A 23,431-nucleotide genomic window follows, 5' to 3' on the forward strand; every position below is an offset into this window, starting at 1 on the left:
GCCCAGCAACACCCTTATTCGTACATCGATTGGCGTATTAGGTGCGGGCTAAGGCGGTTCTCCGGAGAAACCCCTGCTCAGAGGCCCGAGTAGGAATGCAGGCCGTTAAAGAACTGATTCACAATCGTGAAATTGAAGACCACGCACAGGTAGCCGACGATCGACAGCCACGCGGCGCGCGTACCGGTCCAGCCGCGCGTGGCACGGGCGTGCAGGTAGCCTGCGTAAACCACCCAGATCACAAATGTCCAGACTTCCTTGGTGTCCCAGCCCCAGAACCGGCCCCAGGCTTTTTCGGCCCAGATGGCTCCGAACATGAGAGTGAACGTCCAGCCGATGAAGGCGATGGCGTTAATCCGGTAGGACAGGTTTTCCAGGCTCAGCGCCGAGGGAACCAGGCGCATGAAACCGAGCGTGTCGGCACCGCCGGCCGCCACCGTCTTTTGCCGGTGGGACTGGACCAGCTGCAGGGCGGACATGGCGAACGTGAGGGTGAAGAGGGCGGAGGACATCACGGCGATGGACACGTGGATGATCAACCAGTAGCTCTGCAGCGCCGGAACCAGGTGGCCCACCGGAGTCCAGAAGGCCACGGAGGCGGCCACCAGCATGATAATGGCCAGGCCCACCACAAACGTGCCGAGGAACCGCAGGTCACGCCGGATCAGCACCACCAGGAACACTGCCACGACCAAAAAAGCGCCGGTGGTCAGGAACTCGTACATGTTGCCCCACGGCACCCGTCCTGAACCCACGGCGCGCGTGATGACGCCGGCGGCGTGGATCAGCACGCCGAGAACAGTGAGGGCGACGGCAACGCGCGCCGGAACGCGCCGTTCCGCCGCGTAGCGCATATCGGCGTCGGCGGTCTGCCCGGCCCCGGAAGCGTCGCCGACCCGCTTGGCAACGGACGACGACGGCCGCTCGGCCCGTCCCACCGGTCCGGCCAGGTGCGAGTCCACGCGGTCCACTGCCACGCTTTCCGCTGCCGCGGCTGAGCCAGCGCCGGCCATTGCGGGCACCTTGGTCCCGGCAGCCTCGGCCGCCTTCAGGTCAACGGCGCGCAGCGCCTTGCTGCTCTTCGCGAGGTCCCAGGCAAAGGCGATGAACGCCACGGTGTACGTGCCGGCGGCGAGCAGCATAAACAGCTCGCTGTACTGGCCCATGGTTTCATTGATGGCGAACGGCATTACTGGTCCTTTTCGGCCCGGTGGGGCCAGCTGGGGAGGTGAGCGAGACTGCGCCATTATCGCCCTGGCGGCTGGGAGTTTGCTGGGTGCCGGTGGAATCGGAATCGCCAGCAGAATCGCCGGAATCGGAATCCTCAAGCTGCCACTCTTCGGAGAGCAGCTTCCTGATGACCGCCGCCTCCGCGGCCAGCCGGTGGTCCTCACCGCGGGCCAGCAGGCCATACTCCACCATGGTCCGGCCGTCCTCGTGGGTCCCGGTCCGCACCCAGACGCGACGCCGGTTCACATACAGCGAGACGATCAGGCCACCCACGGCCAGGAGCGCGAAAATGAGGACGTAAAGCTGGCCCGGATTGTGGTGGATGTCCACACCCACGTACCGCTTCACGCTGTCAAAGCTGATACTGCCCTTGCCGTCCGGCAACGTGTAGGTGCTGCCCGGCGCCAGAGTGATGCCGCCGGCGTCCAGGTTGCGGGCGTTCAGCGGCGTGAGGTCACCGACATCGAGCTCAAAGACGTTCTGCGGCGAGCCGGCGTCCAGGCCAAGGTCCCCGAAGTAGGAGTTCAGGGTCAGCCGCGGGTTGAACAGGTCCGGATCGCCGCTGAAGGACACCCCCGCGTCGGTGACAAACGCCGTGGGCAGGAAGAACCCCACGAAGCCCAACTGTTCGGGCCGGGCGTCCGGGACCTTGATCACCAGGGACGAGTAGTAGTTGTCACCCTGGAGCTTGGCCACAACGGGACCCTGCATGGCCACGTTGCCGGCGCCGTCGCGGATGGTCACCACGGGCGCGTAGCCGTTGCCGGTGAGGTAGATGCTGGTGCCGCCCAGGGTCACGGGATCGTTGACCTTCAGGACTTCCTGCTTGGCGGGCGAGTCCGGGGTTTCCCGGGTGGTGACTTCGGCGTTGAAGTCGATGGGCTGACCGATTTTGCCTGGTGATTCGCGGTCAAACAAGACGTCGAATTTGTCCAGCTGGATGGAGTACGGCTGCAGCTGGCTGGACTGGAAATTGGTGCCGGGAGTGAACTGGTCGTAGCCCACCAGGGTGTTCACAAAGGTGTCGCCCTCCACCAGGATGCGCTGGCCGCTGTAGCCGAACAGGCCGCCCACGGCCACGGACACCAGCACGCCGATCAGCGACGTGTGGAACACCAGGTTCCCCACCTCCTTGGCGAAGCCGCGCTCGGCGCCCAAAGACGGCCGCGCGCCGTCGTCGTCCCTCACGTCAACGCGGTAGCCGCGCTTCTTCAGCACCCCGGCGGCACTGCGGATGGCGTCCGACGCCGGGAGGCCGGCGTCGGCGGGAACCACCAGCGTGCCGTACTCGGGGAGGCGGGAGAGACGCTTGGGGGTCCGCGGCGGCTGCGAGCGCACGGCCCGGTAGTGGGCGATGGCACGCGGGACCACGCAGCCGATCAGCGAGATAAACAGCAGGATATAGATGGCCGAGAACCATGCCGACGAATAGACGTCGTAGAGCTGCAGGGTGTCCAGCAGCTTCCCGTAATCCTGGTTGACCTTGATGTACTGCGTCACGATGGACGGGTTGGCCGGACGCTGCGGGAACAGCGAACCGGGCACCGCGGCAACGGCCAGGAGCAGCAGCAGGAACAGCGCCGTGCGCATGCTGGTCAGCTGGGTCCAGGCCCAACGCAGCATCTCCACCGGCCCCAGGACAGGCAGCGCCGCCCCGGTTTTGGCGGCGGCAACGGGGGCCGGGGACTTTTTCTTTGCTTTCACGCGCTCGCTCATCAGATCGGCAACTTCACATCGGTTTGGAACCAGTACTGCAATTCGGTAACCCAGGCGCCCCAGACGCCGCTGGCCATCAGCAGGCCCAGCACCACCAGGATCCCGCCGCCGATCCTTTGGATGGCCAGGCGGTGCTTGCGGAAGAAGGACATCACGCCCATGCCGCGTCGCACCGCCAGTGCGATCAGCAGGAACGGGATGCCCAGGCCCAGGCTGTAGACAAATGCCAGGAAGGCACCCTTGGCTGCGGACGAACCGCCCGACAGGCTCAGGAGCTGGACGGCGGAATAGGTGGGGCCGATGCACGGCGCCCAGCCCAAGCCGAACGTGAGGCCCAGCAACGGCGCGCCCCACAGGCCGGCCGGCGGCTTGGCGTGGATCTTCGCATCACGCTGCAGCCAGCCGAAACCGCCCATGAACACCACGCCCATGAGGATCACCAGGATCCCCAGCACCTGGGTGATCCAGGCGTTCTGTGAGCCGGTGATCAGTGTGCCGAGCTGCCCAAACGCGCCGCCCAGCAGGACAAAAATCACCGAGAACCCCAGCACAAAAAGTCCGATGCCCACGAGCATCCGGCCGCGCTTCTGCTTCTGCAGGTCCACGCCGCTCAGGCCGGTGACGTAGCCCAGGTAGCCGGGCACGAGGGGCAGCACGCAAGGCGACAGGAAGGACACCAGGCCGGCGAGCAGCGCCACCGGGATGGCAAGCAGGAGCGAGCCGTTCAGGATGGTTTCAGCGAAGAGGCTGTTCACGGTCCGGGGCCGCCGCTACTCCGCCACAGCGGCGGTGATGAGGGCTTTGAGCGTGCCCTTCTGGATTTCGCCCAACACGCGCGAGGCCACGCGGCCTTGCTTGTCCAGGACAAGCGTGGTGGGGACGGCCCCCGGCGGGACGAGGCCGGAGACGGCCAGGAGCACGCCGCCGTTCTTGTCGTCGAAGCTGGGGTAGGTCAGGTTGAAGGTCTTGTCGAAGGCCTCTGCGGTGCCTTTTTCGTCGCGGAGGTTGACGCCGAAGAACTGCACACCCTGGTCCTTGAAGTCCTGGTGCAGCTCTTCCAGAATGGGTGCTTCCACCCGGCAGGGTGCGCAGGCGGCGAACCAGAAGTTCAGGACCGTCACCTTGCCTTGGAAGTCCGCGGGGGCTACTTGGGTGCCGTTGAACAGCGTGCCGTTGATGGCGACGGCGGCCTTGCGGTCCGCCGCGGTGAACTCGGTCACCGAGCCGTCCCCGGCGACGTAGTTCTTGTTGTCGCCGGCTTTTGCCTGCTTGGCGAGGGCGTCTTCCTGAGCGCAGGCGGACAGCCCCAGCGTCAGGGCGGTCAAGGCGGCGCCGCCGGCAGCGAGTACGGCGCGGCGGGATGCGGTGACGGATGTTGTGCGGGTTGTTGCGGGGGTTGTTGCGCGGGGGGCAGTCATGTCAGGCTCCAGGGGTGCTGGCGGCACCGGGAAGAAGGGCGGCAGCAGGCTCACTGTACTCAACGCGCAGGAGCGAGCCGTCGTCGTCGAACACCAGGGAGGTGATGGACGTCAGCGTGCACTCGCGTTTGCGCGGGTCGTGCCAGAGCGGCTTGCCTTCGGCACTGAGCCGCGTGGCCCAGATGGGGAGCTGATGGCTGACCATGATGGCTTCCGGGCCGTCGGTTCCGTATTCCCCGGCGGCCAGCTCGATCGCTCGCAGCCGGGCGTCCTCAACAGCTGACCTGACGCGCGCGGCCTGCGCCTTGTACGGTTCGCCCCACGACGGCCGGAACGGGTTGACCAGGTGGGGCCAGTGCTTGGGCTTCCGGAGCTCAGCCTTGGTGACCCTCATGCCCTGGAAGTAGTTTTCCGCTTCGATGATGCGGCCGTCTGTGTGGATTTCCAGACCAAGCGCCTCAGCCGAGGGAGCCGCTGTCTCCTGCGCCCTCACCAGCGGCGACGCCGTGAGATAGACGATCCTGGCCCCGCGCGCGGCACGCTCGGCGAAGTGGTCGGCGAGCATCTGCGCCATTTCCCGGCCCAGCTCGGAGAGGTGGAATTCGGGCAGCCTGCCGTACAGAACGCGGTCAGGATTGTGGACCTCGCCGTGGCGGAGCAGATGGACAGTGGATTGGGGCATGTTTACCAGTTTCTCAAAGATGGCGTGCGATCCGAAATCTTCTACATCCAGTAGAACTCAAACTTTTGGAAAAATGTTCCGGAACAGGGAACAAAACATGCAAATGCATGTTTATACTGGATGCAGCGGATAGTTGATGATTCAACAGATGAAGCGTCAAGCTATTCGGAAGTACCACCCGACAAACCCAAGGAGAAACACCATGACTCTTCCCGCAGACGTCACCACCGGCACCTGGACCCTCGACAACTCGCACAGCGAAATCGGATTCACCGTCCGGCACGCAGGCATCAGCAAGGTCCGCGGCCAGTTCAAGGATGCCGCAGCCACCCTGGACCTCGCCGACAACGTGGCCGATTCCAAGATCAGCGCCACCATCCAGACCGCCAGCTTCGACTCCGGCGATGTCAACCGCGACGGCCACGTCCGCGGCGAAGACTTCTTCGACGTCGAGACCTTCCCGGAAATCTCCTTCGTCTCCAACGGCCTCGTGGCCAAGGGCAACAGCTACGAGCTGACCGGCGACCTCACCATCAAGGGCGTCACCCGGCCCGTTTCCCTCGAGACCGAGTTCAACGGCGTGGCCGTGGACCCGTTCGGCCTGACCCGCGCCGGCGTCTCCGCTGAAACCACCATCAGCCGCAAGGACTTCGGCCTGACCTGGAACGCTGTGCTGGAAGCCGGCGGCGTGCTGGTCAGCGACAAGGTTGCCATCAACCTGGAGCTCGCGTTCATCGCACCCGCAGCATAGTTTCTTCCTGACGCACCCCGGCCGCCATTTCCCCGGAATCTGGCGGCCGGGGTGCCTTGCTTAATCACCTAGATACCGGCGGACACGCGGTCTACAGTGAGACCCATGAGCAACAGTGAAGTACCGCAGCCCCAGCAGCCCCAGCAGCCCGGCAGCGAGCAGCCCGGTGCCCAGCCCCCTGCCACCCAGCCGCCCGCCAGTAACGTACCCCCTGCCGGCAACGTTCCGCCCGCGGGTAACCAGCCGCCACAGGGTTACCCGCAGCCCGGCCAGGCCTACCCCCAGCCCTATGGCCAGCCCGGGCAGCCATACAACCAGCCGGGCCAGCCGGGCAGCCTCCCCTTTGAGATGCCCACAGACGGTCCCCGCAACTTCAACGACGTTATGCCCAACGGCGGATTCTCCGGCATGTTCAGCGTGACCGGGCTGCCCACCGAGCTCAAGGTCTCGTACTGGATCTGGCTCATTGGCGGCATGCTGGGTGTACTGGGCGGCCTCTTCGGGATCCTTGCCACGCTGGCATTGTTCACGGTGGCACCCGGGCTGGCTGCGGTGGTCCTCCTTCTTGTCCTGGTGGCACTCGCCCTGGCCGCGGCCCAGATTGTCCTGGTCCTGAAGATGAAGGAGGGCAAGGAATGGGCCCGCCTTGCGCTCACCATCGTGGCCGGCGTTTCGCTGGTGCTCGCCGTACTCGGCGGCAGCGTGGGCGGCGGCGGCATGGGCCAAGGCGTCGGCAACAACTGGCTCGGCTTCCTTATCAGCGCCGCGGCAACCGTTCTCATGTGGCTGCCGAACTCGCAGGCCTGGTTCAACGCCGTCAAGGGCCGCGCGTAGTCGCCTCGCCCCAGATGGCCGGGCGTTTGCGGGCGTTTTACTGGCCGCGAAGAGACAGCCGCGCGTGCTCGATATTGCTAGAACCAGAGTCTTGAACGATACCGGCTGAGTTCCGCGGGAATACCTCTCCGGAATGATCCCCCGCGGCACGCGCCGGGGGTACGGTGGGAAGTAAGCCGTTCTGGGGGCAGGCCAGTTGGACTGCACCCAGCAGCCGAACTGACATCCGACCTGCAAAGGACCGCTCATGAGCACGCCTGTCCCGCCTCCCGTCCCGAACGAACCCGAGCCCGGCAACCAGCCGCCAGCGCCCCGATACGGCGAGAACAGCCCGCAGTTCGGGCAGCCCACGCCACCGGCGCCACAGTATGGGCAGAACGCCCCGCAGTATGGGCAGCAGGCTCCCCCGGCGCCACAGTACGGGCAGAACGCCCCGCAGTATGGGCAGAACAACCCGCCGCAGTTCGGCCAGCCCACTCCCCCGCCCTCTGGCCAGCAGCCGTACGGACAGTCCCCTTACGCGCAGTACCCGTCCGAACAGCCGCAGGCCACGGGCTCCAACGGGGTTCCCCAGTTGGTCAATATCTCGTTCTGGCTGCTGATTGCCTCGGGCGTGGTATTTGTGATCAGCCTGCTCATGGGCATCGGCATGCTTGACGATCCTCAGATCCGGAATGCGTTCGACGAGGCCATGCGCAGCAGCGGCGCCACTGGTGCGGAATTCGCGTTCGACGACTTCAAGGGCGTCCTTGCCGGATCGCTCGTAGTCTTGGCGATCATCGGTGCGGGGTTGTACGCACTGGTGGCGCTCTTCGTCCGCAAGGGCAAGAACTGGGCCCGCATCCTCGGCACCGTTTTCGCGGCGCTGTCCGTTTTCGGCCTCTTCGGCGTACCGGGCCTCGGAACCCTGGGAACTCTCGCGGGGATCGCGGCCATCGTCCTGCTCTACCTGCCGGCGTCGGCACCCTACTTCCGTAAGCAGCACGCGTTCGGCAGCCCGTACGGCACCCCGGGCACCACGCCTGGCAACCCCTACGGCCAGTAGTACCAACCAGTCGAATCCACACCCCAACGGGCGCGGACCCCACCAAGCGCCGAAGAACTAGGCGGTCTGGTCCGGGGTCTGCGCCCGTTGTGCATGATAGGCGAGGATCTGCAGTTCGGTGGCCATGTCCACCTTGCGGAGGTTGACACCCTCGGGGACCTGCAGCATGACGGGGGCGAAGCTCAGGATGCTGTGGACGCCGGCCGCCACCACGCGGTCGCACACGGCCTGCGCCACGGTGGCCGGAAGTGCCAGGACCACCATGTTGGCGCCGGTCCGCTGCAGCACGGCCTCCATGTCCGCGGCGTCGCTGACGCGCAGCCAGCCCACCTCATTGCCCACCACCATCTGGTCGGCGTCGAAAATTGCCACCACGTCAAAACCGCGGGACTCGAAGCCGCCGTAGCGGGCCAGGGCTTTGCCCAGGTTACCCGCGCCAACAATGGCGACCTTCCAGTCATGGGTCAGCCCCAAGGCCGCGGAGATGTGACGGCTCAGGTACTGCACTTCGTAGCCCACGCCGCGCGTACCGTAGGAACCCACATAGGAAACGTCCTTGCGCAGAGTTGACGAGCTCACGCCCGAAGCTTCGGCAAGGGATTCCGAAGATACTCGTTCGACGCCGTCGGACAGCAGCGTGTTAAGGGCGCGCAGGTAGATGGTCAACCGTGCCACTGCTGCGGGCGGTATCTGCTTGGCGGCCTCTGTGCCGTGGGCAGGCTGTGTCCCGTGGGCAAGCTGTGTCCCGTGGACAGGCGGTGTCCCGTGGACATTCTCTGCACCTTGGACAGCCTGGGGAGATGAATCCAGCGAAGTCACTATCCCCTCCATCCCATCGCGTCGTGACTCCACTCTAGAGCCCCGCCGCTGGTGCCAACAAAGCCGGTGTCATTCTGCGAGGCCGCTTCCCTATTGGGCCATGGCGCGTTGGAGGACGCGCTCCAGCCGGGCTTCGTCGATCTTCCAGAAATCGCGCTGGATGCCATCCACCAGGACCACGGGGATTTCCTCCGCGTACCGTTCACGCAGTTCCGGCAGTTCGTCAACCTGCTGTTCCGTCCACCCAAGTCCCAGCAGGGCAGTAACGCGTCCGACGGCGTCGCGCGCCGCCGCGCACAGGTGACAGTCTGCTTTGGTGATGAGGACTACCTCGGGCTTTGCCATGCATTAACCGTATCCCCCTTTAGCTGCCGACGGCGGGGCACACGGAGGCACGGGCATCGGGGCGGGCCCAGACACTGGCACCGGCACTGAAATCTCGGTCACCGAGTATTGACTAGACTCGTGGACATGCCCGAGGAGAAGTACGTCGCTGTGGTGACCCAGCCGGATGCGTTGATGCAGACCGGCGAAGCCGCCTTCTTCGACGTCGATAACACCCTTATGAAGGGCGCCAGCCTTTTCCACGTTGCCCGCAAGATGCACCAGCGCGGCGCCTTTACGCTGACGCAGGCTGCGGGGTTCGCGTGGAAGCAGTTCAAATTTGTGGCGCGCGGCGAGAACATGGACGACGTCCACGCTGTCCGCGATTCCGCCCTTACCCTCGCTGCGGGCATCACGGTGGAAGACGTCAAGGCCTTGGGCGAAGAGGTCTACGACGAAATGATCGCGTCCAGGATCTGGCCCGGCGCCAAGGCACTGGCGCAGCAGCACCTCCGCGTGGGGCGGCGGGTCTGGCTGGTCACAGCAACCCCCATTGAGGTCGCCGCGGTCATTTCAACCAGGCTGGGCCTGACCGGAGCCTTGGGCACGGTAGGCGAGGTTGCCGACGGCATGTACACCGGCCGGCTGGTGGGTGACATCCTGCACGGTGCAGCCAAGGCTGTGGCTGTCCGGGAAATGGCCGACGCCGAAGGCCTGGACCTCAAACGGTGCTGGGCCTACAGCGATTCCTACAATGACATCCCGCTGCTGACAGTGGTGGGGCATCCCGTGGCCATCAATCCCGATTCCAGGCTCCGCCGCCACGCGCGGGACAACAACTGGCCGGTCTACGATTTCCGTTCCGGCCGCCGCGCCGCCACCCTGGGGCTCAAGGCAGCTACGGCCGGCGGCGCCGTGTACGGGCTCTGGCGCGGATACTCCCGGATGCGCGGCCCCCGCATCTAAGTAGCAGTACATGTCCTTATGAGGGCTCATAGCGACATCTACTGCGACCTAGTCGGGCGGGCCGTTGCCGGGCGCACAAAAAAATGCCCGCTGCCGGAGAGGCAACGGGCATTTCACGCTTGTCGAAGTATCTCTACTTCTTATTGCGGCGCTGGTGACGGGTCTTACGAAGCAACTTGCGGTGCTTCTTCTTGGCCATACGCTTGCGACGCTTCTTAATAACTGAACCCACGAAAGTTCCTCACAAACTAGATGCAGTACCTGTCTGATGGAAATGGTCCGTGGACAGAGCTACAGACTGAAACAACTGACAGATTCTTACAATGACGTAAAACGTTCCTTAACAGGGTACCGCTTCTTGGCGATGCCCACTGACCGCAGGTAATGCTCAGGCAGTTTCGGTGTGCCCGTCCACCACAGCACCCTTGAGGTACTGCTCGACGGCGCTCTCCGGCACCCGGTACGACCGGCCGAAACGCACCGCAGGCATTTCGCCTGAGTGGACCAACCGATAAACGGTCATCTTGGAGACGCGCATGACCTCGGCCACTTCGGCCACGGTCAGGAACTTCGCGTTCGAGAAGTTCTGTTCTGCGGACATTTCGCTATTCCTTTGCTGACGGATGACGACAGTAACCCCAGCTGTGTTTCATTGCGGTGTGCCGATGCTGAGCCATCCACCAACCATGTGTTAGATACTCTAGAGGTTCATGGGGCTGTAGTGAAAGTCATCCGGGCAATCATTAAGCGGTCCGGCGCTTCCGGGCGGACGCTCCGAGCTGATCGAGGACCGAAACGGATACGTCCCAATCCATGCACGCGTCCGTGACACTCTGGCCGTAGACCAGTTCCGCCCGCCCCGCCGCGTGCTCTGTGACATCCAGGTTCTGGGCACCGCCCACCAGGAAGCTCTCCAGCATAACGCCCGCGATGGCCTGTGCCGCCGCGCCGCCGTCCTCCAGCTGCGCACCGATTTCCAGTGCCACTTCCGCCTGCCGGTGGTGGCTCTTGCCGCTGTTGGCGTGGCTGGCGTCCACGATCAGCCGGGGGTTGAGCCCCTTGCCAGCGAGCTTGGCGGAGGCGCTTTCGACGTCGGCCGCTGAGTAGTTGGGCCCCTTCCGGCCGCCACGGAGGATGACGTGGGTGTCCGGGTTCCCGGCGGTGGCCACCAGCGCAGCCCGGCCGTCGCCGTCGATCCCCAGGAACGCCTGGGCGGCGGCGGCGGCGCCGCACGCGTCGAGCGCGACCTGGGGGTCGCCGTCGGTCCCGTTCTTGAATCCGATGGGCATGGAGAGTCCGGAGGCAAGCTGGCGGTGGATCTGGCTCTCGGTGGTGCGGGCCCCGATGGCTCCCCACGAGATCAGGTCCGCCATGTACTGGGGGCTGATGGGTTCCAGGAATTCGGTGGCGGTGGGCAGTCCGAGCGCGGTGACCTGCTGCAGGAACTCCCGGGCGGTCCGGAGCCCGGTGACCATGTCGTGGCTGCCGTCCAGGCGAGGATCGTTGATCAGGCCCTTCCAGCCCACCGTCGTGCGCGGCTTTTCGAAGTAGGTGCGCATCACGATCAGGAGGTCGTCACGGTGCTTTTCTGCCTGGCTGAGCAGGCGCCGGGCGTATTCCAGCCCTGCCTTGGGATCATGGATGGAGCAGGGGCCAACGATGACCAGCAGCCGGTCATCCACGCCGTCCATGATGGCGCGGACCTCGTCGCGGCCACGCTCGACGACGTCCGTCACCCGGGCGTCCAAGGGCAGCTCGGCGATGAGCTCCTGGGGCGTGGGCAGCGGTGTGAATTCGCTGACGCGCAGATTGGACGTGGATTTTGAGGGAGTGGCTGTCGCGGTGCTCATGTTCGGGTCCTGTTCCAGATAGGAAGCGGGCCCAGATCAGAACCCGCCGGAGAAATGGCGAAGGGCAGAGAATGATCTCTGCCCTGTTGGCTCTGAAGGAAGATGGATGCGTGTCAGTTAGACGCGGGCTCCTCCAGAGCCAACGAAAAATACGCATACCAACGGTTTGTCATAGGCACACCATAACCGCGGGCTGTAATGGCCGCAAAATCGAGTCCGTCATACGTGGAAATCCGCGCCCAGTCAGCCGCCGCCCCTCCCGATCAGCCCAGGAGCTCGCGGAGGTACTGCAGCTGCCTGATCCAGTGGTGCTTCTGGCCGCCCTCGTGGTTGTTGAACCGGGAGACCTCGATCTCCTTCGCGCCGCCGTAGGCGTCGGCGGCGGCATCGAGCAGTTCTGGAGAAGCCGCTGTGACCGCCGGACATTAGTGTGGGATCCACTACCCCGCGAAGGAAGGAACCCGCGATGAAAGACACGGATAAGCCCACAGCGAGCGCCAAGTCGTACGAAGGATTCGACGAGGAAGAACGGGCCGCGATGAAGGAACGCGCGCAGGAGCTCAAGGCTGAGTCGCGCCGCGGATCACGCAGCGCCAAGGTTGACGGGGAAAGCGAGGTCCTCGCAAAGATCGCCGAGATGCCGGAACCGGACCGCGTCATGGCGGAGCAGATCCATGCCATCGTCAAGGCCAGTGCCCCGGAACTCACACCGAAGACCTGGTACGGGATGCCCGGGTATGCCAAGGACGGCAAGGTGGTCTGCTTTTTCCAAAGCTCGCACAAGTTCAAGACCCGGTATTCAACCCTCGGCTTCAACGACGTGGCCGGCCTCGACGACGGCACCATGTGGCCGACTTCCTTTGCCCTGACGGAGCTCACTGCCGCCGACGAAACAAGAATCATCGAGCTCGTGAAGAAGGCCGTCAGCTAGCGGCTAAGCCCGCCCTGGACGGGGCGGGCGAGCTCCGGCAGTTTCCCCTTGCGAGTTCGTCAGAACGGTGGGAGTCTGCTGGAAGGAGCGAGAGGTCCGTGAGTCCCATGGCACAAAGCGCGGAGATCGACGGCGTTGCTGTCGACGAATTGCAGACATCCTTTCGCGGTGAACTCGTCCGTCCTGACGACGCTGGTTACGACGAGCACCGCAGGGTGTGGAACGGTTCGATTGATCGCAGTCCCGCACTCATAGCCCGCTGCACCGGCGTCGCAGACGTCCGCGCTGCGATCCGGCTGGCCCGGTCGCAGGACCTGCTGGTCGCCGTGCGTGGAGGCGGTCACAGCTTCCCCGGGCTGTCAGTGTGCGACAACGGCCTGCTCATCGATCTCGGACCGATGAAAGGGATCCGGGTGGACCCCGAGGCCCGAACAGTGCGTGTCCAGGCCGGGGTACTGCTCGGCGAACTCGATCGCGAGACCCAGGAATTCGGCCTCGCTGTGCCGTCCGGAATTGTTACCCATACGGGGGTTGCGGGCCTCACGCTGGGCGGCGGTATCGGCTGGGTCATGCGCAAGTATGGACTGTCGATCGATCAGCTGCTGTCCGTGGATGTGATCACCGCCGACGGCGAGCTGGTCAGGGCCAGCGAGGATCAGAATGCGGACCTCTTCTGGGGCGTGCGGGGCGGCGGCGGGAACTTCGGCATCGTCACCGACTTCGAGTTCCGGCTGAACCCTGTGGGCCCCTACGTTATGGCGGGTCCGGTCTTCTGGGCGATGGAAGATGCCCCGGAAGTGCTGCGGTTTTATCGGGACTGGATCGCGGACTGCCCCGACGAGCTTATGACCATCGCCGTGCAGCGGAGGGCACCGGCGCTGCCCATCGTCCCACCGGAAATGGTCGGCAAGCACGTCATTGCGATCGTCGCCTGCTACGCGGGACCGGTCGAGGAGGGCGAACGGGTCCTGCGGCCGCTCAAGCAATTCGGTTCGCCCGTGCTTGATTTTTGCCGGCCAAAGCCGTTTCTGGAGCATCAGAAGATGTTCGATCCCTCGTTCCCCCACGGCTGGCACTACTATGTCCGGTCCTGTGACGTCGCAGGTCTCAGCGACGACGTCATCGACATCGTCGTCGAGCATGGCTGGCGCATCATTTCACCGATCACCAGCATCGCGCTGTGGCAGATGGGCGGAGCCGTGGGAAGGATCGACGAGGATGCGACCGCGTTCAACGGCCGCCAAGCCGGGTTCACCTTCAACATCAACGGCAACAGCAAGACCGCCCACGGCTTCGACGCCGAGCGCCAGTGGGCCCGGGACTATTGGTCCGCCCTGGCGCCCCACCACACCAGCGTGTACGTGAACTTCCTTATGGAAGAGGGCGAGGAGCGCGTCAGGCAGGCGTACGGCGCCGCCAAATACGACCGGCTCAAGGCACTCAAGCGCACGTACGACCCGACGAACTTCTTCAGGCTTAACCAGAACATCACGCCTGACTGATGACCTTGCTATTGGATCAGAGAACGTCATGCTCAAAGCCCTGCTGTGCAAGTTGAATCTGCGCCACGATTGGCGCATCCAAACCACGGACGACGGCGGCAGCTACCGGCGATGCGCACGCTGCGGTAAGTACCAGGAAGGCGGCAGTGGCAGCCGGAACGGCAACTGGGCAGCCCCGCTGGGCATGTAATAGGTCGGCCGCAGCACATGGTTTCTATCAATAGACGAACGGTCGTCAACCCTTATCCTCTCCAAGAGAAAGCGTTTTCTGACCGAAAGGCCCTTTCGGTGGCGACACGGCCTCCAGCGGGCTCGCCGAGCGAATGGAAACCGGTTTCCGAAGGCCTTGTATGCTGTCCCACGGGCGCCGGTATTTACGGGGACCGGGACTTAAGAAAAGGCAGGCCATGGCCAAGAAATCGGCAACCGGCAGGATCGGCATTGTCGACGTTGCCGTAAAGGCAGGGGTATCGCACGCCACTGTTTCGCGCGTAATGAACGGCAACTTCACCGTGGACCCGGACATCGCGGCACGGGTACGGGCGGCCGCCGTCGAGCTCAAATACCAACCCAATCCCGTGGCGCGCAGCCTCGCGCTGGGAAAGACGGACACCATCGGCATTGTGGTGCCGGACCTTGCCAACCCCACCTTCCAGGCGATCCTGCGCGGATTGAGCCGGGCTGCGGCGGAAGATGGCTACCGCGTCCTGATTGCCGATTCCTTCGAAGTCTCCAGCGAGGAAGCCATCCTGGCCGGCGAGGCCCGCCGGCGGTGCGACGGCCTGGTTCTCTGCGCCCCGCGCATGAGCGATGCCGAGCTTGAGGAAATCGCACCATCGCTGCACCCGCTGGTCCTGATCAACCGGACGACGGCGGCTGCCGGGATTCCGAGCCTCGTGGTGGACTACGGGCAGGGAGTCCGGGACCTCGCCGAGTACCTGGTGGGCCTCGGCCATAGGCGCCTGGCCTTCCTGGCCGGTCCGGCAGGCAGTGCCTCCAACGGCCTCCGACTCGAGGGCCTGGAGGCGTTCAAGGCCAGGCACCCGCAGGTAGATGTCACCAAGCTCGACGGCGGCTCGGACTTCGATTCCGGCCACGGGGCAGTGGACTCGGTCCTGGCCAGCGGCGCCACAGGCATCCTGGCCTTCAACGACCTCGTGGCCATGGGCCTGATGAGCGGACTGCACGAACGCGGCGTGGACGTTCCGGGCGACATTTCCGTCACCGGCTTCGACGACATCCCCTTCGCCCGCTACACCACGCCCACCCTGACCACCGCGGCGGTCCCCATTGCCGAACTCGGCGGCCAGGCCTGGCGTGAACTGCGGGCACTCATCCGCGAGGAAGACCACGATGCCCCCGGCGGCCGGTACCAGCCGCGCCTGGAAATCCGGGCCAGCAGCGGCCCCGCCAAGGCGCCACGTTCTGCGACCCACGGCTGACCCGCCCCAATCCCCCGCGACATGACATTTCGCGGCAGTGTTGTTCGTGAACACTGCCGCGAAATGCCATGTCGAATCGCTGTCAGTCCTCCGCCTGGCGCCCAACCCCCGCCTCGCGGTAGTACCCCTCGATATGGGCAGCCACCAGCGTTGCCGCGCGAGCGCCGTCGTCGTTCCTGATGGCGGCCAGAATGTCACGGTGCTCCGCCTGCAGACGCGACGCAGTGGCATCCCAGTCTGGAAGATTGGCCGTAAACCTGGCGGTATACCCCTGGATGGATTCGCGCAGCGAGCCCATCATGGCGCTGACCACGGCATTGCCGGCGGCGTCCGCGAGTGCCAGATGGAACCGGATGTCCAACGCCAGGAAGTCATCCGCCGTCCGGGCTACGCGTTCGACGGCGTCCATCTCGCCCAGGAGCGTGGCGGCCTGTTCCAGCTCCGGAGCGTCCGGCTTTGCCCGGGCAGCCGCCCAGGCCTCCAGCAGGATGCGCGTTTCCACGATGTCGGACACGGGCAGATGCTGCGTGGCAACGTGGAGGCGCAGCGCCGAGCCAAGCGCCGCCGTCGGATCCGAAATCACCACAGTCCCTGCTTCCGGGCCGGAACCAACCCCGGCCCGGACCACCCCCATGGCCTCCAGGATGCGGATCGCCTCGCGCACCGAGGTTCTTGAAACCGCAAGCTGCTCAGCGAGTGTCCGTTCCGCGGGCAGGCGTCCGCCCACGCTCAGCTGGCCGTCGGAGAGCTGCTTTTCGATCCACGTCAGGACAAGCTGGTGCGTACGCATATCGCTATCGTAGTTGATGTGGTTGGACCACATAACCTAGAGTGTGGTTAGACCACAGCCAAACCCCCTGTGCCAGGCCCACCAACGGAGGCAGCCATGACCCGCACCATCCAGCCGAACAATCCCGCGGTCACCCCGGCCCCGGACGCCCCGGTCTCCACCGCTACCGCGCCGAGTCCGGCCGCTTCAGCGGTGCCGGCTGCGCTGAAGCGCCGCATCCCCAAGTACGCGGACCTGGCCCCGCTGATGCAGTTCAAGAAGCCCGAATTCAGCAAGGACGCCCGGCTGAAGCGTGCCAGCACCATCTGGGACCTGCGGGACATGGCCAAACGACGCACACCGCAGGCACCGTTCGACTACACCGACGGCGCCGCCGAGGGCGAGATCACCCTGCGCCGCGCCCGCGAAGCCTTCCTGGACATCGAATTCCGGCCCGGCATCCTGCGCAACGTCTCCAGCATCGACCTCAGTACCGACATCCTGGGCAAGACTTCCCGGCTGCCTGTGGGCATCGCCCCCACCGGCTTCACGCGCATGATGCAGTCCGAGGGCGAATACGCCGGCTCGCAGGCAGCTGAGGCCGCCGGCATTCCGTACACCCTTTCCACCATGGGCACCGCCTCCATCGAGGACGTGGCCGCCGCCGCCCCGAACGGCCGCAACTGGTTCCAGCTGTACCTGTGGACGGACCGCGACCGCTCACTGGAACTGATCGAGCGCGCCGCCAAAGCCGGGAACGATACCCTCATGGTCACCGTGGACACCGCCGTCGCCGGCGCCCGCCTCCGCGACGTGCGCAACGGCATGACCATCCCGCCGGCACTGACCATCAAGACCGTCCTGGATGCGTCCTACCGCCCGGCCTGGTGGTTCAACTTCCTCACGCACGAGCCGCTGACCTTCGCCTCGCTCTCGCGCTACACCGGAACTGTGGCCGACCTCATCAACTCGATGTTCGACCCCACCCTCACGTTCGAGGACCTGGACTGGCTGCGCGAAACCTGGAAGGGCAAGCTCGTGGTCAAGGGCATCCAGACTGTGGGGGACGCCCGCAAGGTGGTGGACCATGGCGCCGACGGCGTGGTGCTCTCCAACCACGGCGGCCGCCAGCTGGACCGCGCACCCATCCCGCTCCACCTGCTGCCGGGAGTCAAGGAAGCCTTCACCAAGGACAACTCAGACGCGGCCATCATGCTGGACACCGGCATCATGAGCGGCGCGGACATCGTGGCCGCCCTTGCGCTGGGCGCCGACTTCACGCTGATCGGCCGCGCCTACCTGTACGGCCTGATGGCCGGCGGCCGGGCAGGTGTGGACCGAGCCCTGCAGATCCTGGAAAAGGACATGGCCCGCACCATGGCCCTGCTGGGCGTCAGCAAGATCTCCGAACTCACCCCGGACCACGTGCGCCTGCTCAACAAATAAGCCGCGCTTCCGCCCCGAGTTTTTGTCCAGATAATGGCACCAAAAGCCGATATTCCGGCCATTATCTGGACAAAAACTCAGAGTATTGGGGGAGCTACTTTTTGCGGCCGAACTTGGGGAGATTCGGGAGGTTGGCCAGCAGGTCCGCGGCCTTCGTGGCGGCGCGGCCAACCGTGCGGCCGATCTGCTGCGGCACGGTGTCGTCACTGAGCGGGACCACGGTGCCGCCGTGAATCACGACGGCGGGACTCAGCTCGGCGCCCGGGCGCTCGAGGACGGCGGCGATGGCTTCGTTGTCCGGCAGCGGCGCAGCCACAGCTCGCCCGGTGCCCGCTTCCGCCGCAGCACGGGGGGATTTGGCGACGGCGGCCGCCGGGCCGACGTCGAACGTCTCCAGCCAGCTGACGATCCCCTCCAGCGGCTTGGGGTTCAGCGCGTAATAGCGCTTCTGGCCCTGCGCCCGCATGCTGACCAACTGCGCCTCGCGGAGGACTTTCAGGTGCTTGGAAATGGTGGGCTGGCTTGCGGAGAGTTCTTCCACCAGCTCGCCCACTGCTTTGTCCCCGGCGCGCAGGGATACCAGGATGTCGCGTCGGGTTGCTTCCGCAATGACGGCAAATACGTCGTCTGTCACCATGCCTCCCACCATAGCGACATATACGTCGCAAGGCATCAACTATTTCGCCCGTGACCGGACCGCGCGGGTTGAAGAAGGGTTAGTCGAACCAGGGATCCAAGCCGTGCAACGGGAAAACGGCTTTGCGGGTGGCCATGACGGTGCGGTCCACGGCGTCGTTGGGGTCGAACCCCACTTCCCAGGACCGCCACCAGAGCTCCACGTCATCGCCCATCAGGCCCGGGGCATCCATGCCGAATTTGTCCGAAACATACGTGCGCCAATCCTCCGGCACCGAGGTCCGGAGCGGAACGGGACGCCCGGCGGCGATGGCGATCAGGTGGCTCCAGGAGCGCGGCACGACGTCGGTGACGCTGTACCCGCCGCCGCCCGTGGCGATCCAGCGGCCTTCACAGTGCCGGGCAGCGAGATTCCCGACGGCGGTGGCCGCCTCGCGCTGGCCGTCCACACTGATGTTCAGATGGGCCAGCGGGTCAAGGCGGTGCGAGTCGCAGCCGTGCTGGCTGACGACGACTTCCGGCTTGAACGCGCCCACGAGCTGCGGCACCACAGCGTGGAAAGCACGCAGCCAGCCGGCATCGCCGGTGCCCGACGGCAGGGCAACGTTGACGGCACTGCCCTCAGCCTGAGGACCGCCGATCTCGTTCGCGAAGCCGGTCCCGGGGAAAAGCGTGAGTCCGCTTTCATGCAGGGAAATGGTCAGGACCCGGGGGTCGTCCCAAAAGATGCTTTCCGTCCCGTCGCCGTGGTGCGCATCGACGTCGATGTACACCACGCGGCGGATGCCGCCGTCGAGCAGTCTCTGGACGGCCAAGGCAGAGTCGTTGTAGATGCAGAAGCCGCTGGCTCGGTCACGGGCCGCGTGGTGCATGCCCCCGCCGAAGTTCACGGCGTGGAGCGCGGATCCGTCCAGGATGGCGGACGCGGCGAGCAGCGATCCGCCCGCGAGCCTCGCGGCGGCCTCGTGCATGCCGGCGAAGGCCGGATCGTCGTCGGTGCCCAGTCCGCGGGCTTCATCCGGCGAGGTCGGGTCGTCGCTGACCCGACGGACCGCGGCCACAAACTCAGGCGAGTGCACGGCTTCCAGTTGGGCATCGGACGCAACCTCCGGAGCCTCCACGGACACATGCGCAAGGTCCAGCAGGCCGAGGCTGCGGGAAAGCCGGGCCGTCAGGTCCAGCCTTGCGGGAGCCATGGGGTGGCCCGGGCCAAAATTGTAGGCTGTCATGGCCGAATTCCACACCACCATCGTTGGTGGCGCGGGCTGGCTGAGACCGGGCAGGAATGTCATCAATGACAGGCTACCGGAGGACGCCACTGCCCCAGCCCGGCCATTACGCGGGCATTAGTGGTTTACTACTGGAGGAAACAGTTTCAACCGAGGAAAAGCCCCCCCATGACGCAACGCCAGTCGAGGCCACGAAACCCGGCCAGCTGGCACCCCGCCGCACCGGAGCGCGAAGGCCTCTGGATCTTCACCCGCGTGCGCGACTTCATTGACGATATTGCCAATACGTCGCCCGCCCGGCTTGCCCTGAGCGCCTTCGGGGCGGTCTGTCTGGTCTTCACTTTCCTCCTTTCGCTGCCCGTCTCCTCCGCCACCGGTACGGCCACTCCGATACACCAGGCGTTGTTCACCGCGGTGTCCGCGGTCTGCGTGACTGGCCTTACGGTTGTTTCGACGGCGGTGCACTGGTCCTTCTTCGGCCAACTGGTCATCCTGATCGGCATCTTTGTGGGCGGTTTGGGAACCCTCACGCTCGCGTCGCTGCTGGCCCTCATGGTGAGCAAGAAGCTTGGCGTCCGCGGCAAGCTCATCGCGCAGGAAGCCATGAACAACGCCGGCCGGCTCGGTGAAGTGGGTACCCTGCTGCGGATCGTCATCGTCACCTCCGTGGTGATCGAGGGCGTCCTGGCGCTGGCGCTGATCCCCCGGTTTATGACGTTGGGCGAGCCCTTCTGGCAGTCGGTGTGGCATGGAGTCGCCACCGTGGGGCTGAGCACCAACCTCAGCGCCGAACTGCCGCCGTGGGGCGTTTATGTCCTCACCGCCCTGATGTTCGCGGGCCGCGTCGGCACCGTCACCCTTGCCGCTGCGCTGGCACTGCGCCAACGCAGCCAGCTGTACCACTACCCGGAAGAGAGGCCCATCATTGGCTAATTCCTCAGGAGCACCCAACCGCCCCGCCCACAACGCGCCGGTCCTGGTGATCGGGCTGGGCCGCTTCGGCTCGTCCACAGCCGAGCAGCTCGTGAAACAGGGGCGCGAGGTGCTGGCGATCGAACGCGACCGGAACCTGGTCCAGAAATGGGCGCCGCTCCTCACCCACGTGGTGGAGGCGGACGCTACCAATATCGATGCGCTACGCCAGCTCGGTGCACAGGAGTTCAGCTCCGCCGTTTGTGGCGTGGGCACCTCGATCGAGTCCTCCGTGCTGATCACAGTGAACCTGGTGGACCTCGGCATCGAGCACCTCTGGGTCAAGGCCATCACGCCGTCGCACGGCAAGATCCTCACCCGGATCGGCGCGAACCACGTGATCTACCCCGAGGCCGACGCTGGCGTCCGCGCCGCGCACTTGGTCTCCGGCCGCATGCTGGACTTCATCGAGTTCGACGACGACTTCGCCATCGTGAAAATGTATCCTCCGCGCGAGACTGTGGGCTTCACACTAGATGAGTCCAAGGTGCGCTCCAAGTACGGCGTGACGATCGTGGGCGTGAAGTCGCCCGGCGAGGACTTCACCTACGCCCGCCCTGAAACCAAGGTGTCCGCCCGCGACATGCTGATCGTGTCCGGACACGTAGACCTGCTGGAACGGTTCGCCGCCCGGCCGTAAGTGGGGCCCTAACTCTCGATTTTTTGTCCAGATACTGCCTCGAAAACGTGCTTTTGGGCCCATTATCTGGACAAAAACTCTGTGCGGTGGGGACTAGCCGAGCTGCTTGGTGATCTCCGCGGAGCGGTCCGCTGCGGCACGGGCGCCGGCGGCGATGATGGCCGGAATGCCCCGGTCGTCAAAGGTGGCGATGGCCCTTTCGGTGGTGCCGTTAGGGCTGGTCACTCCCTTGCGCAGGGCTGAGGGATCGGCGCCCGGCTCGGCCAGCATAAAGCCCGCACCTGCGACTGTCTCCCGGGCCAGGAGCAGCGACAACTCAGGATCCAGGCCCAGCTCGACGCCGGCAGCTGCCATAGCCTCGGCCAGGTAGAACGCGTAGGCGGGACCCGAGCCGCTGATGGCCGACAACGCATCCACTTGCTCCTCGGGCACCTCCACCACGGTGCCTGCGGCCCGAAGGATGTCCTTGACAGTCTTGAGCTGTTCCGGCGTGCAGTTGGTACCGGGTGAAACGGAGACGACGCCGCGGCCCAGCTTGGCAGGGGTGTTCGGCATGGAGCGGATCACCGGCTGTCCGGGAGGCAGGGCAGCTTCCAGTTGCGCCAGCGATACGGCTGCGGCGACGCTGACAACGATGGTGCTCAGAGACAGGGAGCCGCTGATCTCGCGTGCCAGATCGACGATGCCCACCGGCTTGACGCCAAGAATCACGACGGCGGATCCCTTGGCCGCCTGCTTGTTGTTGTCCGGTTCCTCTTCGCCGGCGATGGCAGTGATGCCGTGGTGACGCACAGCAAGCTCCTCGGCGCGTTCAGCACGCCTGACCGTAGCCACGACGTCGACGGGATCGGTTCCCGCGCCCAGGAGGCCGGAAAGGATGGCTTCGTTCATGGATCCACAGCCAAGGAAGGCGATTCGGTTAGTCATGGTTCCATCATTGCAGTTCGCGTGGGCGGCTGCAGAAATGGGACGAATCGGAAAAGCGGGAACCCGCCGAGACCGATTCACAGCGGACTCCCATGTTCGCTGCAGCTTGCACACAACTTCGTAGCCTAACGTAGTTATTACCTCATTGAGGGTGCGAGTGATGCGGCAAGCATGGGGATGTTTGCCCGAGGCGCCGGTGGTTTGCAGCAGGTTTCCCCCCATTTTCCTGTTGCGGACGCCGGCGCTTTCGCGTTAACGCTCCTTTCAGGCGGGCCTCAGGCAAACAGCCTCAGGCGGGTGTGGCCTCGATCGCCTGACGTGCCGGGTCTGGCTCCATGATATGCGGGGCCGGATCCAGCGGACCGGCGAAGACCAGCTGGTCGAGCCGGCGCAGGATCAGCCCTTCACGCAGCGCCCAGGGGCAGATTCTGATCTTCTTGAACTTGAACATTTCCAAGGCAGCCTCGGCCACCAGAGCCCCGGCGAGGAGCTGGTGGGCGCGGGCCTCTGACACGCCCGGCAGGAAGAGCCGGTCCTCGGACTTCATGGCTGAAATGCGCTGCGCCCATACGCCCAGATCCGTGGCGTTAAGTGTGCGCTTCACGTAGGGGCCTGCGGCGCTTGGGGCTGCCCCGGCGACCCTGGCGAGCGACCGGAAGGTCTTGGAGGTTCCGGCCACAACGTTGGCGCGCCCCAGGCCGTCGAACTGCCTCACCGCGGGGGCGAGTGTGGCCCGGATGTAGCGGCGCAGCTCCTTGACACTCTTGGCGGAAGGCGGGTCCTCAGCCAGCCAGTCGCGGGTTACGCGGCTGGCGCCCAGCGGCACCGAGGTGGCCACTTCGGGCAGTTCGTCCTGGCCAAAGGCCATTTCGAAGGAGCCGCCACCGATGTCCAGGTTCAGGATGGGTCCCGCGCCCCAGCCGTACCAGCGGCGGACGGCGAAGAAGGTCATGGAGGCTTCTTCGCTGCCGGTCAGTTCCTGCAGCGTGACAGTGGTTTCGTGCTTGACCCGGGCCAGCACCTCAGGGCCGTTGGTGGCTTCGCGGATGGCCGACGTACAGAAAGCCAGCAGGTCGTCCGCCTTGTGCCTGGCCGCAAACTCCCAGGCTTCAAGGACGAATTCGGTCAGCTCGTGCTGCCCTGCGTCCGTGATGTTGCCGTCGGCATCCAGGTATTGGACCAGGGATATTGGCCGTTTGTGCGACGCGAAGGGCACCGGACGCGCGCCAGGGTGGGCATCCACCAGGAGAAGGTGGACAGTGTTTGACCCGATATCGAGGACGCCTAGCCGCATCCTGCCAT

General features: G+C 65.2%; 25 protein-coding genes and 1 pseudogene. 10 read left to right on the top strand and 16 right to left on the bottom strand.

The annotated features are described in order from the left end of the window. Positions 1-77: 77 nt before the first annotated feature. Genes ccsB through ACQCSW_RS17470 form a run of 5 tightly spaced genes read right to left on the bottom strand, consistent with a single transcriptional unit; the run spans position 78 to position 5,046 of the window. A complete protein-coding gene (gene ccsB / locus ACQCSW_RS17450; RefSeq protein ID WP_426987876.1) occupies positions 78-1,190 on the bottom strand; it encodes a c-type cytochrome biogenesis protein CcsB in 1,113 nt (370 codons plus the stop codon). Next, positions 1,171-2,946 (bottom strand): cytochrome c biogenesis protein ResB, encoded by a 1,776-nt coding sequence (gene resB / locus ACQCSW_RS17455; protein ID WP_426987878.1) that lies wholly within the window; start codon positions 2,944-2,946, stop codon positions 1,171-1,173. The genes ccsB and resB overlap by 20 nt, the downstream gene beginning before the upstream one ends. Beyond that, positions 2,946-3,701, bottom strand: a complete 756-nt coding sequence (locus tag ACQCSW_RS17460; protein ID WP_426987880.1) for a cytochrome c biogenesis CcdA family protein — start codon at positions 3,699-3,701, stop codon at positions 2,946-2,948. The genes resB and ACQCSW_RS17460 overlap by 1 nt, the downstream gene beginning before the upstream one ends. Before the next feature lie 15 nt (positions 3,702-3,716). After that, positions 3,717-4,364 carry a TlpA family protein disulfide reductase gene (locus ACQCSW_RS17465; RefSeq protein WP_426987882.1) on the bottom strand — a complete coding sequence of 216 codons (648 nt, stop codon included), beginning with the start codon at positions 4,362-4,364 and terminating at the stop codon, positions 3,717-3,719. Position 4,365: 1 nt separating this feature from the next. Beyond that, positions 4,366-5,046, bottom strand: a complete 681-nt coding sequence (locus ACQCSW_RS17470) for a histidine phosphatase family protein (RefSeq protein WP_426987884.1) — start codon at positions 5,044-5,046, stop codon at positions 4,366-4,368. 202 nt (positions 5,047-5,248) lie between these two features. On the opposite strand from ACQCSW_RS17470, the gene ACQCSW_RS17475 reads away from it, so the two are divergent. The 3 genes from ACQCSW_RS17475 (at position 5,249) to ACQCSW_RS17485 (ending at position 7,676) form a co-directional block, all read left to right on the top strand. Continuing rightward, entirely contained in the window at positions 5,249-5,797 is a 549-nt protein-coding gene (locus tag ACQCSW_RS17475; RefSeq protein WP_426987886.1) for a YceI family protein, read from the top strand. Positions 5,798-5,902: 105 nt separating this feature from the next. Continuing rightward, positions 5,903-6,631 (top strand): hypothetical protein, encoded by a 729-nt coding sequence (locus tag ACQCSW_RS17480; protein ID WP_426987888.1) that lies wholly within the window; start codon positions 5,903-5,905, stop codon positions 6,629-6,631. A gap of 247 nt (positions 6,632-6,878) precedes the next feature. Then, positions 6,879-7,676: a hypothetical protein gene (locus tag ACQCSW_RS17485; protein ID WP_426987890.1), complete on the top strand. Its 798-nt coding sequence runs from the start codon at positions 6,879-6,881 to the stop codon at positions 7,674-7,676. A 57-nt stretch (positions 7,677-7,733) separates the two neighbouring features. Here the strand turns inward: ACQCSW_RS17485 and ACQCSW_RS17490 are convergent, their stop codons facing one another. Together ACQCSW_RS17490 and ACQCSW_RS17495 are read right to left on the bottom strand one after the other, a co-directional pair. Then, complete coding sequence (locus tag ACQCSW_RS17490; RefSeq protein ID WP_426987892.1) at positions 7,734-8,495, bottom strand: redox-sensing transcriptional repressor Rex; 762 nt, start codon at positions 8,493-8,495, stop codon at positions 7,734-7,736. A gap of 90 nt (positions 8,496-8,585) precedes the next feature. Next, the gene (locus ACQCSW_RS17495; protein ID WP_111908965.1) at positions 8,586-8,840 is read right to left on the bottom strand and encodes a glutaredoxin family protein; all 255 of its coding nucleotides are present in this window, start codon (positions 8,838-8,840) and stop codon (positions 8,586-8,588) included. A gap of 126 nt (positions 8,841-8,966) precedes the next feature. Between ACQCSW_RS17495 and ACQCSW_RS17500 the strand changes: the two genes are divergently transcribed. Then, on the top strand, positions 8,967-9,785 hold the full coding sequence (locus tag ACQCSW_RS17500) for an HAD family hydrolase (RefSeq protein WP_426987894.1): 819 nt from the start codon (positions 8,967-8,969) through the stop codon (positions 9,783-9,785). A 133-nt stretch (positions 9,786-9,918) separates the two neighbouring features. Here the strand turns inward: ACQCSW_RS17500 and ACQCSW_RS17505 are convergent, their stop codons facing one another. The 4 genes and pseudogenes from ACQCSW_RS17505 to ACQCSW_RS17520 form a co-directional block, all read right to left on the bottom strand. After that, positions 9,919-10,017, bottom strand: coding sequence for a 30S ribosomal protein bS22 (locus ACQCSW_RS17505; protein ID WP_003792170.1), 99 nt, complete (start codon positions 10,015-10,017; stop codon positions 9,919-9,921). Between the two features lie 156 nt (positions 10,018-10,173). Continuing rightward, positions 10,174-10,386: a helix-turn-helix domain-containing protein gene (locus ACQCSW_RS17510; protein WP_190987656.1), complete on the bottom strand. Its 213-nt coding sequence runs from the start codon at positions 10,384-10,386 to the stop codon at positions 10,174-10,176. Between the two features lie 142 nt (positions 10,387-10,528). Further along, entirely contained in the window at positions 10,529-11,635 is a 1,107-nt protein-coding gene (locus ACQCSW_RS17515; RefSeq protein WP_426987897.1) for a 3-deoxy-7-phosphoheptulonate synthase, read from the bottom strand. A 263-nt stretch (positions 11,636-11,898) separates the two neighbouring features. Continuing rightward, positions 11,899-12,003, bottom strand: a pseudogene (locus ACQCSW_RS17520) (acetylxylan esterase); the annotation flags it as partial. 98 nt (positions 12,004-12,101) lie between these two features. Here ACQCSW_RS17520 and ACQCSW_RS17525 point away from each other — a divergent pair. From ACQCSW_RS17525 to ACQCSW_RS17535, 3 genes are all read left to right on the top strand, one after another. Beyond that, on the top strand, positions 12,102-12,566 hold the full coding sequence (locus tag ACQCSW_RS17525) for an iron chaperone (RefSeq protein WP_426987899.1): 465 nt from the start codon (positions 12,102-12,104) through the stop codon (positions 12,564-12,566). A 107-nt stretch (positions 12,567-12,673) separates the two neighbouring features. Then, complete coding sequence (locus ACQCSW_RS17530; protein WP_426990726.1) at positions 12,674-14,068, top strand: FAD-binding oxidoreductase; 1,395 nt, start codon at positions 12,674-12,676, stop codon at positions 14,066-14,068. A 407-nt stretch (positions 14,069-14,475) separates the two neighbouring features. Continuing rightward, positions 14,476-15,510 (top strand): LacI family DNA-binding transcriptional regulator, encoded by a 1,035-nt coding sequence (locus ACQCSW_RS17535; RefSeq protein WP_426987901.1) that lies wholly within the window; start codon positions 14,476-14,478, stop codon positions 15,508-15,510. Between the two features lie 82 nt (positions 15,511-15,592). Here the strand turns inward: ACQCSW_RS17535 and ACQCSW_RS17540 are convergent, their stop codons facing one another. Beyond that, positions 15,593-16,333, bottom strand: a complete 741-nt coding sequence (locus tag ACQCSW_RS17540; RefSeq protein ID WP_426987903.1) for a FadR/GntR family transcriptional regulator — start codon at positions 16,331-16,333, stop codon at positions 15,593-15,595. A gap of 63 nt (positions 16,334-16,396) precedes the next feature. Here ACQCSW_RS17540 and ACQCSW_RS17545 point away from each other — a divergent pair, with 63 nt between their 5' ends. Continuing rightward, complete coding sequence (locus ACQCSW_RS17545) at positions 16,397-17,725, top strand: alpha-hydroxy acid oxidase (RefSeq protein WP_426987905.1); 1,329 nt, start codon at positions 16,397-16,399, stop codon at positions 17,723-17,725. Positions 17,726-17,819: 94 nt separating this feature from the next. On the opposite strand, the gene ACQCSW_RS17550 is transcribed toward ACQCSW_RS17545, so the two are convergent. Both ACQCSW_RS17550 and ACQCSW_RS17555 read right to left on the bottom strand, forming a co-directional pair. Beyond that, positions 17,820-18,362, bottom strand: a complete 543-nt coding sequence (locus ACQCSW_RS17550) for an ArsR/SmtB family transcription factor (RefSeq protein WP_426987907.1) — start codon at positions 18,360-18,362, stop codon at positions 17,820-17,822. Positions 18,363-18,441: 79 nt separating this feature from the next. After that, positions 18,442-19,653, bottom strand: coding sequence for an acetoin utilization protein AcuC (locus ACQCSW_RS17555; RefSeq protein WP_426987909.1), 1,212 nt, complete (start codon positions 19,651-19,653; stop codon positions 18,442-18,444). A 105-nt stretch (positions 19,654-19,758) separates the two neighbouring features. Between ACQCSW_RS17555 and ACQCSW_RS17560 the strand changes: the two genes are divergently transcribed. After that, on the top strand, positions 19,759-20,523 hold the full coding sequence (locus tag ACQCSW_RS17560; protein ID WP_426987911.1) for a hypothetical protein: 765 nt from the start codon (positions 19,759-19,761) through the stop codon (positions 20,521-20,523). Next, positions 20,516-21,202: a potassium channel family protein gene (locus ACQCSW_RS17565; protein WP_058931335.1), complete on the top strand. Its 687-nt coding sequence runs from the start codon at positions 20,516-20,518 to the stop codon at positions 21,200-21,202. Before ACQCSW_RS17560 ends, ACQCSW_RS17565 begins: the two co-directional genes overlap by 8 nt. Before the next feature lie 93 nt (positions 21,203-21,295). On the opposite strand, the gene proC is transcribed toward ACQCSW_RS17565, so the two are convergent. Together proC and ACQCSW_RS17575 are read right to left on the bottom strand one after the other, a co-directional pair. Further along, positions 21,296-22,129: a pyrroline-5-carboxylate reductase gene (gene proC / locus ACQCSW_RS17570; RefSeq protein WP_426987914.1), complete on the bottom strand. Its 834-nt coding sequence runs from the start codon at positions 22,127-22,129 to the stop codon at positions 21,296-21,298. Positions 22,130-22,418: 289 nt separating this feature from the next. Beyond that, entirely contained in the window at positions 22,419-23,423 is a 1,005-nt protein-coding gene (locus ACQCSW_RS17575) for a Ppx/GppA phosphatase family protein (protein ID WP_426987916.1), read from the bottom strand. Positions 23,424-23,431 lie beyond the last annotated feature (8 nt).

The sequence above is a fragment of the Pseudarthrobacter sp. Y6 genome, assembly GCF_050156205.1.
Lineage (GTDB): Bacteria > Actinomycetota > Actinomycetes > Actinomycetales > Micrococcaceae > Arthrobacter.

What these genes read in the sequence shown, in the direction of transcription:
- ccsB (WP_426987876.1), bottom strand. Translation starts at nt 1,190, where the DNA reads ATGCCGTTCGCCATCAATGAAACCATGGGCCAGTACAGCGAGCTGTTT.
- resB (WP_426987878.1), bottom strand. Translation starts at nt 2,946, where the DNA reads ATGAGCGAGCGCGTGAAAGCAAAGAAAAAGTCCCCGGCCCCCGTTGCC.
- ACQCSW_RS17465 (WP_426987882.1), bottom strand. Translation starts at nt 4,364, where the DNA reads ATGACTGCCCCCCGCGCAACAACCCCCGCAACAACCCGCACAACATCC.
- ACQCSW_RS17470 (WP_426987884.1), bottom strand. Translation starts at nt 5,046, where the DNA reads ATGCCCCAATCCACTGTCCATCTGCTCCGCCACGGCGAGGTCCACAAT.
- ACQCSW_RS17475 (WP_426987886.1), top strand. Translation starts at nt 5,249, where the DNA reads ATGACTCTTCCCGCAGACGTCACCACCGGCACCTGGACCCTCGACAAC.
- ACQCSW_RS17480 (WP_426987888.1), top strand. Translation starts at nt 5,903, where the DNA reads ATGAGCAACAGTGAAGTACCGCAGCCCCAGCAGCCCCAGCAGCCCGGC.
- ACQCSW_RS17485 (WP_426987890.1), top strand. Translation starts at nt 6,879, where the DNA reads ATGAGCACGCCTGTCCCGCCTCCCGTCCCGAACGAACCCGAGCCCGGC.
- ACQCSW_RS17495 (WP_111908965.1), bottom strand. Translation starts at nt 8,840, where the DNA reads ATGGCAAAGCCCGAGGTAGTCCTCATCACCAAAGCAGACTGTCACCTG.
- ACQCSW_RS17500 (WP_426987894.1), top strand. Translation starts at nt 8,967, where the DNA reads ATGCCCGAGGAGAAGTACGTCGCTGTGGTGACCCAGCCGGATGCGTTG.
- ACQCSW_RS17510 (WP_190987656.1), bottom strand. Translation starts at nt 10,386, where the DNA reads ATGTCCGCAGAACAGAACTTCTCGAACGCGAAGTTCCTGACCGTGGCC.
- ACQCSW_RS17515 (WP_426987897.1), bottom strand. Translation starts at nt 11,635, where the DNA reads ATGAGCACCGCGACAGCCACTCCCTCAAAATCCACGTCCAATCTGCGC.
- ACQCSW_RS17525 (WP_426987899.1), top strand. Translation starts at nt 12,102, where the DNA reads ATGAAAGACACGGATAAGCCCACAGCGAGCGCCAAGTCGTACGAAGGA.
- ACQCSW_RS17530 (WP_426990726.1), top strand. Translation starts at nt 12,674, where the DNA reads ATGGCACAAAGCGCGGAGATCGACGGCGTTGCTGTCGACGAATTGCAG.
- ACQCSW_RS17535 (WP_426987901.1), top strand. Translation starts at nt 14,476, where the DNA reads ATGGCCAAGAAATCGGCAACCGGCAGGATCGGCATTGTCGACGTTGCC.
- ACQCSW_RS17540 (WP_426987903.1), bottom strand. Translation starts at nt 16,333, where the DNA reads ATGTGGTCCAACCACATCAACTACGATAGCGATATGCGTACGCACCAG.
- ACQCSW_RS17545 (WP_426987905.1), top strand. Translation starts at nt 16,397, where the DNA reads ATGACCCGCACCATCCAGCCGAACAATCCCGCGGTCACCCCGGCCCCG.
- ACQCSW_RS17550 (WP_426987907.1), bottom strand. Translation starts at nt 18,362, where the DNA reads ATGGTGACAGACGACGTATTTGCCGTCATTGCGGAAGCAACCCGACGC.
- ACQCSW_RS17555 (WP_426987909.1), bottom strand. Translation starts at nt 19,653, where the DNA reads ATGACATTCCTGCCCGGTCTCAGCCAGCCCGCGCCACCAACGATGGTG.
- ACQCSW_RS17560 (WP_426987911.1), top strand. Translation starts at nt 19,759, where the DNA reads ATGACGCAACGCCAGTCGAGGCCACGAAACCCGGCCAGCTGGCACCCC.
- proC (WP_426987914.1), bottom strand. Translation starts at nt 22,129, where the DNA reads ATGACTAACCGAATCGCCTTCCTTGGCTGTGGATCCATGAACGAAGCC.
- ACQCSW_RS17575 (WP_426987916.1), bottom strand. Translation starts at nt 23,423, where the DNA reads ATGCGGCTAGGCGTCCTCGATATCGGGTCAAACACTGTCCACCTTCTC.